The following is a 12,973-nucleotide window of genomic DNA, read 5'->3' on the forward strand; positions in this document are numbered from 1 at the left end:
TCCACCACTGCCACGAATCGAGATCACGATGAACCAGCACCTCAACGACCATATCGTCAAAAGCTACGACGAGGAGCAGCACCGTCTTGTCGCCGAGATCGTGCGCATGGGCGACACGGCGGTGGCGCAGCTGGAAGCCGCGCTGGATGTGGTGGAGCGTCGCGACGACAACGCCGCACATCGCATCGTGGTCAACGACGAAGCGATCGATGCGCTGGAGCATGCGATCAGCCACGACGTGATGCGCCTGGCGTTGCGTGGTCCGATGGCGCGCGACCTGCGCGAGATCCTGGCCGGCCTGCGTATTCCTGCCGACATCGAACGCATCGGCGATTACGCGGCCAACGTGGCCAAGCGCTCGATCGCGCTCAACTCTGCACCGCCGCTGCCACAGACCGTGGGCCTGCGTGCGCTGGGCCAGATGGCCGCGCATGCCGTGCGCGAAGCCGTGCAGGCCTATCGCAACAAGGATGCCGATGCGGCGATTCGCGTACGCGATGAAGATGCACGCCTGGACGCGCAGTACACCGCGCTGTTTCGCGAATTGCTGACCTACATGATGGAGGATCCGCGCAACATCACTCCCTGCACGCATCTGCTGTTCATGGCCAAGAATCTGGAACGCATCGGCGACCACGCGACCAACATCGCCGAGAACGTGTGGTTCCTGGTGCATGGCGAACAGCCGCTGCCGCCGCGAGTGAAGCGCGACGACACTACCCGCGTCATTTGATTCAAGACGCGTGCCGGCAACAGCCATCGATACGCTGAAACCAGCCGAAACGCTTTATTTCATTACGTATTCAGCTAATCAAGCCTAGTGTGAAATTACACAGGCCGCTCCTGTGACGCAGGAGTACGCAGATGAAACGCATCATTGGATCTCTCATGGCTTTGTCGCTGCTGACCTCCGCTGCAGCGTTCGCTGCGCCTCAGCAACACGACGACCGCGATCATGATCGCGACCACACTGCGCAGCGTCACGATGATCGCGGCAACGACCGCCGCGACGACCATCGTGATGACAGGCACGACGACAAGCGCGACGATCGCCGCAGCACCCACAACGACGATCACCGCAACGACCGCCGCGGCCCGCCTTACCGGCGTGGCGAGCGCCTGGCGCCGGACCATCGCGGCAATCGCGTCGCCGATTACCACAGGCATCATCTGAACAAGCCGCCGCGCGGTCACGAATGGCGCCAGGTGGATAACACCTACGTGCTGATTGCAGTGGCCACCGGCCTGATCGCAAGCGTGGTCGCCGGTCACTAAGCGAACCGTCAGATGCGTCGTCAAACTGGCCCGATCCGCGGCAACGCGGGTCGGGCTTTTGTTTGCCGGAGCGCTGCGCGCGCAGGGCATGTGCGGCCGGCACCTGGCTACGATCGAGCACGGCGTGCGACCTGCTAGGCTATGCCGATGAACGAACCGGTCGACCTGCAGCCTGCCTCCTCCTTCTTGCCCATGTCGCGGCGCTTTCGCGGCTATCTGCCCGTGGTGGTGGATGTGGAAACCGGTGGATTCGACTGGAACAAACACGCGCTGCTGGAAATCGCCTGCGTGCCAATCGAAATGGATGCCGAAGGTCGCTTCTTTCCGGGCGAAACCGCCAGCGCACATCTGGTGCCGGCGCCCGGCCTGGAGATCGACCCGAAGTCGCTGGAAATCACCGGTATCGTGCTCGACCACCCGTTCCGCTTTGCCAAGCAGGAGAAAGACGCGCTGGACCATGTGTTCGCGCCAGTGCGTGCGGCGGTGAAGAAGTACGGCTGCCAGCGCGCGATCCTGGTCGGCCACAACGCGCATTTCGATCTGAACTTCCTCAACGCTGCGGTCGCGCGCGTGGGCCACAAACGCAATCCGTTCCATCCGTTCAGCGTGTTCGACACCGTGACCTTGGCCGGTGTGGCGTACGGGCAGACCGTGCTGGCGCGGGCGGCACAAGCCGCAGGGCTGGACTGGAATGCGGCCGATGCGCATAGCGCGGTGTACGACACCGAGCAGACGGCGCGGCTGTTTTGCAAGATTGCCAATGCCTGGCCGGGGCCTGTTTGAGCCGGAATTAGGGATTAGGGATTCGCAAAAGCATGTGGCCCTTTGCTTGAAAAATTTGCATTTGGCGGCGCCATTGCGTGCGGCCGTACCCTCATCCGCCCCTGCGGGGCACCTTCTCCCGTAGGAGAAGGGAAGCGCTAGTTAGCTCGCTTTTGCGAATCCCTAATCTCCAATCCCGAATCCCGGCCCTAGCCCACGCAGATCCGGTCGCGCCCTGCACTCTTGGCTTCGTACAAGGCGTGGTCGGCGCGTTGCATCAGTGATGAGCCGGTGTCGTCATCGCGCAGCTCGGCCACGCCGGCACTAAAGGTCACTTGCAGGCCGTCCACACCGCCCCAGTCTTGACGCGCATGGAACAGCGCGCGGATACGCAGGCATAGCGCCTGCGCCTCTTCCAGCGAAGTGTCGGCGAGCAGCAGGGCGAATTCTTCGCCGCCCAGCCGGGCCGGCAGATCCGAGGCACGTGCGGCGGCAATCAGTAGCACGCCCACTTCGTGCAGCACCGCATCGCCACTGGCATGCGAGTAATGGTCGTTGATGCGCTTGAAGTGATCGATATCCAGAATCGCCAGTACCAGCGAGCGCCCACTGCGGCGTGCGCGACTGATGTCGCGCGCCAGCGCTTCGTCGAAGTGGCGACGATTGGGGAGCCCGGTCAGTGCGTCTTCGTGCGCCTGGCGCTCGAACACGTCGGACTTGATGCGTAGCCGCGTCAGCAGCTCGCTCTTTTCCTGGTTGGCCTGCAGCAGGCGCTGCGCCTGCAATTGCAGATCTTCGGTGCGTTTGCGCACCAGTTCGGCCAGGCGTGCGTTGTGGGTCTTGTAGCGATGCAGCAGCAACCGGTACAACAAGGCGAGCGCAAGCAGCGCAGCCAGCACTGCCGCAAAACGCACGTCGTGGCGTTGCCACCACAGCGGCAAGACCTCGAACGCCCACACCGCCTCGTGCGGACTCCACGCACCGCCAGGGTGCCGGGCCGCCACATGCAAACGATAGCGGCCGGGCGGCAAGCCGATGAATTCCACGCTGCGCTGCCGGCCACGTTCGGTCCAGTCGCTGTCCAGGCCTTCCAGCCGGGTGCGGTACTCGATCCGCTCAGGCAACAGAAAGCTCATGCCGACGTAGGACACGTTCAAGCGATGCCCGCCGGGCAGCTTTCCCTGCTGCCGCCAGGCCAGCGGGCGGCCATCCTGCTGCACGCTCTCGATCAATGCAGGCGGCGCGCGGCGCTCACGAAAGCGCTGCAACCGCGATGGATCGACCGTGCTGATGCCGCCTGCAGTGACCACCCACACCGAGCCGTCGGCGCGCGCGATCATGCTCGGGCTGGAACTGCCATTGGCCTGCGCGTTGCCCATGCCATCGATCTCGCCATAACGTTCGATGGCGAGCTGGCCGCGTCCATCGGCAACCGCGTCGAGTGTGCCGAGTTCGGTGCGCAGGACGCCGCGATTGCTGCTGATCCACGCGTTGCCGAGACGGTCCTTGACCAGCTGGAACACCGTATCCACCGGCATGCCCTGCGCGTGCCAGCGCGCCCTGGCGCACGCAATACAGGCCGCGGTCGGTCGAGATCCAGACAGCGTTGCCGATGCTCTGAAAACCGAACACGCTGCGGGCGCCGCCAAGTCGCTCCAATCCCAACTGCTGCAGCTTGCCGTCGCGCAGCACTGCGGCGCCATCGACCGACCCGATCCACAGCGCACCATCGATGCGCGCCAGCGCGGTCACCACACCATCGGGCAGGCCGTCGATCGTCAACGCCACTCGCTTGCCGTCCACCAACTTGACCACGCCGCGCTGCGTGGCCAGCCACACCACTGCCTGGTCGACGGCGTGGTCGTCGATCACGATGGCGCGTATATGCCCGCTGGGAATGCCCTCGGCCTCGCCGTAGTGCCGCAGCACGCGCCCGTCGCGCAACACGAAGACGCCATCGGCATAGGTGCCCACCCACAGGTCGCCGTGCCGATCCAGCGCCAGACTCAGCACCGAGAGCTTGCGTCCGGAGGGAGTGGCAACCGGCACCGGCACGATGCTCCCGTCCGGCAGCATGCGATCCAGGCCTGCGGTGCTCGCAATCCATAGACTGCCGTCGCGGTCTTCCAGCACCGCGCGGGCATAGTCGCCACTCAGACCATCGCGCTGGGTGTAGCTGCTGAACAAGGTTTCGCGCAGCCGGAACAGGCCGCCATTGGCGCCGACCCAGATGCTGCCTTCGGCATCCTCGCGCAGGCTGACGATGCGCCCGCTGGGCAGGCTACGGCCGGCTGGCAAATGCTCCACCCCATGACTGCCAATCCGCAGCAACCCCTGGTTTTCACTGCCCAGCCACAGGTCGCCATGGCGATCCTGCAGCATCGCAGTGAAGTGTCCCTGCCCCGGCACGCGATGCACCAGCTCGGCGCGCTCGCCCTGCAGGCGATACAACTGCTCGCCCGCGACGACCCACAGCGTGCCGTCCGGGGCGCGGTACGGCCATGCCAGGCCAGGCGACAGGCCGAACGCCGCAGGTGCGCGATGCATGTGTCCATCCAGTTCGCGGTAGATCAACCCGTCGAGCGTGCCGATCAGCAACCGCCCCTGGTCGTCAAACAGCATGCGCGGAAAGCTGCTCTGCAGCGGCACGCCATCGCGCGGCGGGAAATACTCAAAGCGCCCATCCGGCCACAGGCAACCAAGCCCGTGCCCTTCGAACAACAACCACATGCGACCTTGCGCATCCATGGTCATGGCATGGATCAGCGCTTGCGGCCATTGCCCCCGTCGCTCCCAGCGCCGCCATTGCCCATCGGCGCTGTGACGTACCAGATTGCCGCGTGCATCGCTCAGCCACAGTGCGCCGTCGCGATCGACATACAACGCACCGACGCCGTTATCGGGCAAGCCGGGGCGCGTGCTGCGATCGATGACGCTGAATTCCAGCCCGTTGTAGCGCACCAGTCCTTCCCAGGTGGCGAACCACAGGTAGCCGTCGTGGGTCTGGGCGATATCGCGCAGCGAGTTGTGCGGCAATCCGTTGCGCGAACTCCAGCTATCGATCGCGTAGTCGCGCAATTGCGCCGTTGCAGCGGGTGCGGCAGCCGCGGCGAACGCGCATAACGCCAGCAGCAGGCAGGCTCCGGCATTGAGCCAGCGCTGCCACTGTCTATCTTCTCGTGCCGGCGCCCTGACGGCGCACGTGCTCTGGCCTGTACGACAGGCGCCCACCCCATGATTCATCGGACACAACACGCCGTTTGCTGACGATATGGTAGGCAATAACGCATGCGCGCGTCGGTAATCGATAGGCGTGTTGTCGAAAGTGCTGATGCACAAGCGTTATGTCTGCGATCGGCAACGCATCGCGATCGACATCTGCGCAATCGTGCGCGCAACTGCACGATTGTTGCGCGTGCGTGTTGAACGAGACGGCTTCGGGCTGGCGATCAATCCGCGCGCATATCTCTAGGCGCGAATGCGATTACGCGCCCAGGCGCTGGCGCACGGCTTCGAACAAGGTCACACCAGCCGCCACCGACACGTTGAGACTTTCGATATCGCCCGGCATCGGAATCTTGACCAGGCCATCGCAATGCTCGCGCGTAAGCCGGCGCAGGCCATCGGCCTCGCCACCGAGCACCAGCCCGACATTGCCGCGCAGGTCCACGCTGTACAACGACGCCTCGGCTTCGCCGGCCAGACCGTACAGCCACACGCCCTGCTTCTGCAGATCACGTAGGCACCGCGCCAGATTGGTCACCGCCACCACCGGAATCCGGTCGGCCGCACCGGCCGAGGTCTTGCGCACGGTGGCATTGACGGTGGCCGATTTATCCTTGGGAATCACCACCGCAGTGACGCTGGCGGCGGCAGCGCTGCGCAGGCAGGCGCCGAGATTGTGCGGGTCCTGCACGCCATCCAGGATCAGCAACAGCGCACGTCCTTCGGCGGCCGTCACCAGGGCTTCGAGCTCGTTTTCTGCCCACAGCCGCGCCGCTGCGTACCGCGCGACCACGCCCTGGTGGCGGACCTGCCCACCGACGCCATCGAGCGCCTGCGTGTTGACGCGACGCACCTCGATGCCCTTGCGGCGCGCCTGCTCTTCGATCTCGGTCAGGCGCGGGTTTTTGCTACCGGCCTCGATCAACACCTCGCGCACGTTGTCGGCGTCATTCTCGACCGACGAGGCAACGGCGTTGACGCCGACGATCCACTGATTCTGTTTGCTCATTGCGCGGGCATACGAAGAGATAAAGGGGAATGGTAGGGCCTGCGGCCTGCCACGTCACGGCCGGGGCGCGGATGGCGGTGCCGACGAGGAGCTCGCGGTGGAGCGGATCGCGATGAGCCAAGATCACGCTCGCACCGTGGTGGTGCTGCCGACACCTACGCTCGCTGGCCGTCGCGAACCGGTGCGAGGTGCGCTCATGCCAGCGGGCGCGAACTCACACCGGCCACTGCTCGGTATCGTGATCCGGATGCTGCCTTGACACGAGGTCGGCCAGAAACGCCAATGCAGCCACATCGTCCTCGGTGGTACGCGCCGGCAGATCACCCAATGCATCGACGAAGGGCAGCTTGCGCTCCACACCGTACTGGATCAGCGGTGGCAACCGTTCGGGCGTATCGAACGCACCGGCGGCGATGGCGATGCCATCCGGCGCCTCATAGGTCAGCGGCGTGCCGCATTCGGCACAGAATCCACGCGACACCAGCGAGGAAGAAGCGAAGCGTTTCGGCTCGCCACGTGTCCAGCTGAACTCGCTGCCGCGCACGGAAACCAACGGCGCGTAGTAGGCACCGAAGGCTTTCTGACACATGCGGCAATGGCAGATCGAAGCGTCCGACAACCTGCCGCGCACGCGGAAACGCACAGCGCCGCATTGGCAGCCACCGCTGTACTCGAGTGCTGCGTCCATCGTTGCCTCAGCCCTGTTGAACACGGATGACCGGAGATCGTTGCGAGCTTGTGACTCGCAAGGACCTGTAGCGTCATATCTTGCGATCCGCACGCATCGCGAGCCGCCGCCAGGCAGCAACTCGCGATGGTGTCGTCGCGCTTAGTATTGCTTTTTCTTGCGCTTGGCCGGCTTCTCGCGCTGCGGCAACGGCGCTTCGGGCGCTGCGCCATCTTCGGCCAGACGGAAGTCGATCTTGCGCTCTTCCATGCTCGCCTTGAGCACCAGCACACGCACCGGGTCGCCCAGGCGGAAGGCGCGACCGCGGCGTTCGCCACTGAGCGTCTTGCGGATCGGGTCGAACTGGTAATAGTCCTGCGGCAACTGGGTGACATGCACCAGACCGTTGACCTTGGATTCGTTCAATTCCACAAACAGGCCGAAGCCGGTCACACCGCTGATCACGCCATCGAACTGGCCGCCGACATGCTTTTCCATCCACGCGGCGCGATAACGCTCGTCGACCTCGCGCTCGGCTTCGTCGGCACGCCGTCCGCGCTCGGAGCACTGCAGCGACAATGCCGACATCTGGCGTGGGGTATAGATATATTTTTCCGGGCTGGCGCCGGTCAAGGCATGCTTGATTGCGCGGTGCACCAGCAGATCCGGGTAACGCCGGATCGGCGAGGTGAAGTGCGCATACGCCTCCAATGCCAGACCGAAGTGACCGTTGTTGTCGGGCGAGTACACCGCCAGGCTCTGGCTGCGCAGCAGCACCGATTCCAGCAACGCGGCGTCGGGGCGCGCGCGCACCTTCTTCAGCAGCTTGGTGTAATCGCCGGGGCGCACCTTGCTCCAGGCCGGCAGGCTCAGCTGGAATTCCTTGAGGAACTCCAGCAGGTCTTCGAACTTGCTCTCCGGCGGCCGCTCATGCACGCGGTACGGCGCCGGCACATGCATGCTCAGCAGATAGCGTGCGGCCTCGACGTTAGCCGCGATCATGCATTCTTCGATCAGCTTGTGCGCATCGTTGCGCACCAGCATGCCGGCCTGAGTGACTTCACCGGTGTTGTCGAGCACGAAGCGCACTTCGGAGGTCTCGAACTCGATCGCGCCGCGATGCGTGCGCGCCTTCGACAGCACGTTGTACAGCTGATGCAGACGCTGCACCTGCGGCAGCAACGGGCCGATAAAGGCCTTGGTGTCGGCATCGTCTTCGCCGACCGCCTTCCACACCTGGTTGTAGGTCAGGCGCGCATGCGAGTTCATCACCGCTTCGTAGAAGCGCGAGCCGGTGACTTCGCCATCGCGGCCCACCTGCATGTCGCAGACGAAGCACATGCGGTCGACCTTGGGCATCAGCGAGCAGATGCCGTTGGACAGCGTCTCCGGCAGCATCGGCACCACGAACCCCGGGAAATACACCGAGGTGGCGCGCTTCTGCGCTTCGTCGTCCAGCGGCGTGCCCGGACGCACATAGTTGGAGACGTCGGCGATTGCCACCACCAGACGGAAGCCGTCGGCGTTGGGTTCGCAATACACCGCGTCGTCGAAATCCTTGGCGTCTTCGCCATCGATGGTGACCAGCGGCATCTGCCGCAGGTCCACACGCCCGCCGATCATCTGCGGCTCGACCACCAGCGGCACCGCGGCGGCCTCGTCCAGCACTTCCTGCGAGAACTCGTGCGGCAGCTCGTGGCCGTGGATGGCCATTTCCACCACCAGCGACGGGGTCAGCTTGTCGCCGAGCACCGCGATGATCTTGCCGATCGCGGGACGACGCGCATCCGGCGGCGCGATCAGCTCGCACACCACCAACTGCCCTTCGCGCGCTTCACCGATGCCGTCCGGTGCGATCTGCACATTGCGTTGCACGCGCTTGTCGTCGGGGTCGACGTAGGCCACGCCGTGCTCGTAGAAGAAACGCCCGAGCATGCGCGACATGCGGCGTTCGAGCACGCGTGCAATCGCGCCTTCGCGACGGCCGCGGCGGTCGATGCCGGTGACGTTGGCCAGCGCACGATCGCCGTGCATGACCTTGCGCATTTCGTACGGCGGCAGGAACAGGTCGTCGCCGCCTTCGTCCGGCTTAAGGAAGCCGAAGCCTTCCGGATTAGCGATCACCACGCCGGCGATCAGGCTGGTCTGCTGCACCGGCGCGTAGCCGCCACGGCGGTTCTGCACCAGCTGCGCTTCGCGCACCATCGCGGAAAGGCGCTTGCCCAACGCGTCGATGCGGTCGCTCAGATGCAACTGCTCGGCGATTTCTTCGGCGGTCTGCGGGCCGTCGCAGGCTTCGAGCAGCTGCAGGATGGCCTCGCGGCTGGCGATCGGCTCGGCGTAGCGCAGTGCTTCGCGATCGGCGTGCGGATCCTTGAACTCAGCGGCGGCAGCGGGAGAAGCAGTGACAGCTGCAGGCTGGACGGACTGCAGGCGTTCCGGCGGCGGCGCAGGCGGGCCGCTCTTGCGCGGATGCGGTGCGCGCGGAGCCGGCGGCTCAGGCAGCGGCGGCGCTACTTGCAGCTCTGGCGAGGCTTGCGCGGCTTTATCGGCAGCGCGCTTGTTTGCGGACTTGGTCGAGGCGCCAGCGGCGGCGCGAACCAGGAAGTCAGGCATCCACCCCGGCAACTTCTGTTTTTCGGCGGTGGTGGGCTCGCCAGTGTTGGCGGAATTGCGGCGACTCGGCCGATCGGAATCTGGGGTGTTTTTCTTGGTCATTGCCATCATATTACCCCGTGCAGCCTCGATGTGGGCTGAAAGCCGGCCCGTCCAGGCGTAGATCGCCGTGTTCACCCGTTGACAAGGCCGCCAGGAGCCTGCAAAATTCGCGGCTCACCTTGCCCAGGTGGCGGAATTGGTAGACGCACTAGCTTCAGGTGCTAGCGGGGGCAACTTCGTGGAGGTTCGAGTCCTCTTCTGGGCACCAGTTTAAAAAGACCTCCGAGCGATCGGGGGTCTTCTGGTTTCTGGGGTCTGAAAAATGCTTGAGTGCTGCTACACGGCTTGACCGACAGCAGCCTCATTCGAAGCTGCTGCTGACATTATCGTTACGGCAAGGCCGTAACGCCCGCCTCGCGCAAGGCCTTCGCCCAGATCGCATAACCGGCCTCACTGGGGTGCGTGCCGTCGGGCATCAGCGCCTCGGGCAAGGTCCCGTCGGGTTGTAACAGTTGCTTGCCGATATCGACCAGACGCACTGACGGATCCTTGGCATAGCGCGCGGCCAGCAAGCGGTTGGTCTCGGCGATCGGTGCGCGTTGCGCGTCACCCGCCTGGCGGCCGCGCGGCATGATCGCCATCAGGATCAGCTTGCTGTTGGGCAAGCGGCGATGCACTTCGTTCACCACCGCCTCCACGCCCAGGGCAGCCTCGGCCGGCGTGCTCGCGCGCGACTGCGCGGTGCCGGTGAGGTTATTGGTGCCAAGATGCAGCACCACCCATTGCGGATCCAGACCGTCGAGCTCGCCCTGGTGGATCCGCCACAGCACGTTCTGGGTGCGGTCCCAGCCGAAGCCCAGATTCAGCACCGGCCGCGTGCCGTACAACCACTGCCACGATTGCGCGCCACTCACGCGTGTGGCCTGCGGTGGGCCAGCCCAGAAATGCGTGATCGAGTCGCCGATCATCACCACGTCCGGCTTCAATGTGTGCGCTGCGGCGAGCGCTGCATGGTGGCGGGCGTACCAGTCGTACGAGTCTTGTTCGAGCCAGTCGACCGGAATCAGCGAGGTCGCAAACTCGCGGCCGAGTTCGGCGACCGGCTTGACCGGCGACTCGCCCAGCAATCGGGCCAGGGTCGGTTCGATCGCTTCGGCGAGCATGCGCTGGCCTTGCGTGTCCGGATGCAAGGCGCCGGCTGGCGGCCGGAAGCGCGTGTCGTAAAACAACTCGGTGCGCAGCTTGCCGTCGCGCAGAAAGATCGACCCCACATCCAGATAGGTCACCCGTGGGTTGTCGCCGTAACGCAATGCCAGCCCTTGATTGACCTGCGCATCGCGGCGCGATTTTTCGCTGGAAATATCGCTGGGCAGCACGCTCACCAACAGGATGTGCGTGCGCGGCAGTTTTTGTTCGATCGCCGCGACCACCGCATCGATACCCAGCTGGGTCTGCTCGGCGGTCTGGCCGAGATGGCCGGTGTTGTTGGTGCCGATCAGCACCAGGGCAACCTTGGGTTGCAGCCCGTCGACCTCGCCATTGGCCAGCCGCCACAACACGTTCTCGGTGCCGTCGCCGCTGAAGCCCAGATTGAGCGCGCCGCGGCTGCCGTAGAAGGTCTGCCAGGTCGGCTGGAATTCTTCGTCCGGCGCCTTCGATTTTTCGTAGTTCTGGGTGATCGAATCGCCGATCAACAGCAGCGGCGTGTCGGCGTGCTGTTTGACCTCCTCCAGCACCTGCGCGTGTCGTTGCGCCCACCAGGCTTCCTGCAAGCGGTCGGTAGGCACGATCGAGGGCGGTGGCGTTTGTGCACTTGCCACGCCGCAGACCAGCAACAGCCCCCAGCACACCAGCACGGGCGCAATGGCAGACAGTGGAAGGCGATGAAACACAGCGTGCAAAGAGCGGAGCATGCGCGCACCAGAGGCTGGAGAAGCAGCGATTGTGATCCGCGTGCGCCGCACCCGACAAGCGCGGACGTAGCCATCCGCTCTGTAGCGATGTGAAGTACTTGCCGTCTGCCGGCACCAGGCCACTGACACGGCACACCTGTGATGCCAGGCCGCTCACGCTTGCGTAGGAGCGCGCTTGCGCGCGATGAAGCCTTATCGATAGTGCTTCATCGCGCGCAAGCGCGCTCCTACCCGGCGATGCGAAGCAATCGCCTACACCAACACGTTGCCGGATCGACCACTACACACCTTGGGTCGGTGGCGTTGCCGCATCCAGCGGCAGCGCCGGAGTGTGGCCGGCTTCAGCGCAGGCCGGTCTCGGCGCGCGCAATCACCAGGCGCTGGATTTCCGAGGTGCCTTCGTAGATCTCGGTGATCTTGGCATCGCGGAAGTAGCGCTCCAGCGGCATTTCCTTCGAGTAGCCCATACCGCCATGGATCTGCACCGCCTGATGGGTGATCCACATTGCCGCTTCCGAGGCGGTGAGCTTGGCCACCGCCGCTTCGGTGCCAAACTTCTGGCCCTGCCCCTTCAACCAGGCCGCGCGCAGCGTCAGCAGCAGCGCTGCATCCAGCTTGCACTTCATGTCGGCGATCTTGGCCTGGGTCATCTGGAAGGTGCCGATGGCCGCGCCGAACGCCTTGCGCTCTTTCACGTAAGCCAGCGTGGCCTCGTACGCCGCACGCGCGATGCCCACCGCCTGCGAGGCGATGCCGATGCGCCCGGCGTCGAGCACGCTCATCGCGGTCTTGAAGCCCTCGCCCTCCACGCCCAGTACTTCATCGGGCTGCGCGATGTAATCGGCAAACTCGATCTCGCACGTGGCCGAAGCACGGATGCCGAGCTTGGGTTCGGTCTTGCCGCGATGGAAGCCGGCCCGATCGGCGTCGACCATGAAGGCGGTGATACCGCGCGAGCCCCTGTCCGGCTCGGTCACCGCAAACAGCACGATGTACTTGGCGACCGGGCCGGAGGTGATCCAGCTCTTCTTGCCGTTGATCACGAAGCTGCCATCGGCTTGTTTTACCGCGCGGCAACGCATCGCAGAGGCATCCGAACCGGACTGCGGCTCGGTCAGCGCGAACGCACCGATCTGCGCACCTTCGGCAATCGCACGCACGTACAGCTGCTTCTGCGCCTCGCTGCCGTTCTTCAAAATACCGGTGCAGAACAGCGAATTGTTGACCGACACGATGGTGGAGTGCGCGCCGTCGGCGGCAGCAATTTCGATCATCGCCAGCGCGTAGCTGATCGGGTCCATGCCGGCGCCACCGTACTCGGCCGGTACTTCGATGCCCATCAGGCCGTTTTCGCCGAGCAGGCGGATGTTGTCCAGCGGGAACTCGCCACTGCGGTCGAACTGTTCGGCGCTGGGGGCGATCTTTTCCTGGGCGATGCGGCGCGCCACATCCTGGATCATCAAT

Annotated in this window: 8 protein-coding genes, 1 tRNA gene and 1 pseudogene; 4 read left to right on the plus strand and 6 right to left on the minus strand. The window is 64.7% G+C overall.

Going from position 1 to position 12,973, the window contains the following annotated elements; translation table 11 throughout:
* Positions 1 to 28: 28 nt before the first annotated feature.
* The 3 genes from phoU (at position 29) to rnt (ending at position 2,058) form a co-directional block, all read left to right on the plus strand.
* The gene (gene phoU, locus AC1PLU_RS14300; RefSeq protein WP_023903588.1) at positions 29 to 733 is read left to right on the plus strand and encodes a phosphate signaling complex protein PhoU; all 705 of its coding nucleotides are present in this window, start codon (positions 29 to 31) and stop codon (positions 731 to 733) included.
* 131 nt (positions 734 to 864) lie between these two features.
* Positions 865 to 1,275 carry an RcnB family protein gene (locus AC1PLU_RS14305; protein WP_481106582.1) on the plus strand — a complete coding sequence of 137 codons (411 nt, stop codon included), beginning with the start codon at positions 865 to 867 and terminating at the stop codon, positions 1,273 to 1,275.
* A 141-nt stretch (positions 1,276 to 1,416) separates the two neighbouring features.
* Positions 1,417 to 2,058 carry a ribonuclease T gene (gene rnt / locus AC1PLU_RS14310; RefSeq protein WP_104551111.1) on the plus strand — a complete coding sequence of 214 codons (642 nt, stop codon included), beginning with the start codon at positions 1,417 to 1,419 and terminating at the stop codon, positions 2,056 to 2,058.
* Positions 2,059 to 2,246: 188 nt separating this feature from the next.
* On the opposite strand, the pseudogene AC1PLU_RS14315 reads toward rnt, so the two are convergent.
* From AC1PLU_RS14315 to rnr, 4 genes and pseudogenes are all read right to left on the minus strand, one after another.
* Positions 2,247 to 5,280: pseudogene (locus AC1PLU_RS14315) on the minus strand (diguanylate cyclase domain-containing protein).
* Positions 5,281 to 5,521: 241 nt separating this feature from the next.
* Positions 5,522 to 6,271 (minus strand): 23S rRNA (guanosine(2251)-2'-O)-methyltransferase RlmB, encoded by a 750-nt coding sequence (gene rlmB, locus AC1PLU_RS14320; RefSeq protein WP_006450313.1) that lies wholly within the window; start codon positions 6,269 to 6,271, stop codon positions 5,522 to 5,524.
* Positions 6,272 to 6,485: 214 nt separating this feature from the next.
* Positions 6,486 to 6,959 carry a GFA family protein gene (locus tag AC1PLU_RS14325; protein WP_481094466.1) on the minus strand — a complete coding sequence of 158 codons (474 nt, stop codon included), beginning with the start codon at positions 6,957 to 6,959 and terminating at the stop codon, positions 6,486 to 6,488.
* A 141-nt stretch (positions 6,960 to 7,100) separates the two neighbouring features.
* A complete protein-coding gene (gene rnr / locus AC1PLU_RS14330) occupies positions 7,101 to 9,656 on the minus strand; it encodes a ribonuclease R (RefSeq protein ID WP_176341008.1) in 2,556 nt (851 codons plus the stop codon).
* Between the two features lie 121 nt (positions 9,657 to 9,777).
* On the opposite strand from rnr, the gene AC1PLU_RS14335 reads away from it, so the two are divergent.
* Positions 9,778 to 9,864 (plus strand) — tRNA-Leu (locus tag AC1PLU_RS14335).
* Between the two features lie 121 nt (positions 9,865 to 9,985).
* On the opposite strand, the gene AC1PLU_RS14340 is transcribed toward AC1PLU_RS14335, so the two are convergent.
* Both AC1PLU_RS14340 and AC1PLU_RS14345 read right to left on the minus strand, forming a co-directional pair.
* The gene (locus tag AC1PLU_RS14340) at positions 9,986 to 11,509 is read right to left on the minus strand and encodes a platelet-activating factor acetylhydrolase IB subunit (RefSeq protein WP_481106583.1); all 1,524 of its coding nucleotides are present in this window, start codon (positions 11,507 to 11,509) and stop codon (positions 9,986 to 9,988) included.
* A 341-nt stretch (positions 11,510 to 11,850) separates the two neighbouring features.
* The gene (locus AC1PLU_RS14345; protein ID WP_481094519.1) at positions 11,851 to 12,969 is read right to left on the minus strand and encodes an acyl-CoA dehydrogenase family protein; all 1,119 of its coding nucleotides are present in this window, start codon (positions 12,967 to 12,969) and stop codon (positions 11,851 to 11,853) included.
* Positions 12,970 to 12,973: the final 4 nt, after the last annotated feature.

This window comes from Xanthomonas sp. NCPPB 2933 (assembly GCF_056725225.1).

Excerpts from the sequence above, each read along its gene's own strand:
- phoU (WP_023903588.1), top strand. The coding sequence starts at position 29 with ATGAACCAGCACCTCAACGACCATATCGTCAAAAGCTACGACGAGGAG.
- rnr (WP_176341008.1), bottom strand. The coding sequence starts at position 9,656 with ATGACCAAGAAAAACACCCCAGATTCCGATCGGCCGAGTCGCCGCAAT.
- rnt (WP_104551111.1), top strand. The coding sequence starts at position 1,417 with ATGCCGATGAACGAACCGGTCGACCTGCAGCCTGCCTCCTCCTTCTTG.
- rlmB (WP_006450313.1), bottom strand. The coding sequence starts at position 6,271 with ATGAGCAAACAGAATCAGTGGATCGTCGGCGTCAACGCCGTTGCCTCG.
- AC1PLU_RS14340 (WP_481106583.1), bottom strand. The coding sequence starts at position 11,509 with ATGCTCCGCTCTTTGCACGCTGTGTTTCATCGCCTTCCACTGTCTGCC.
- AC1PLU_RS14305 (WP_481106582.1), top strand. The coding sequence starts at position 865 with ATGAAACGCATCATTGGATCTCTCATGGCTTTGTCGCTGCTGACCTCC.
- AC1PLU_RS14325 (WP_481094466.1), bottom strand. The coding sequence starts at position 6,959 with ATGGACGCAGCACTCGAGTACAGCGGTGGCTGCCAATGCGGCGCTGTG.
- AC1PLU_RS14345 (WP_481094519.1), bottom strand. The coding sequence starts at position 12,969 with ATGATCCAGGATGTGGCGCGCCGCATCGCCCAGGAAAAGATCGCCCCC.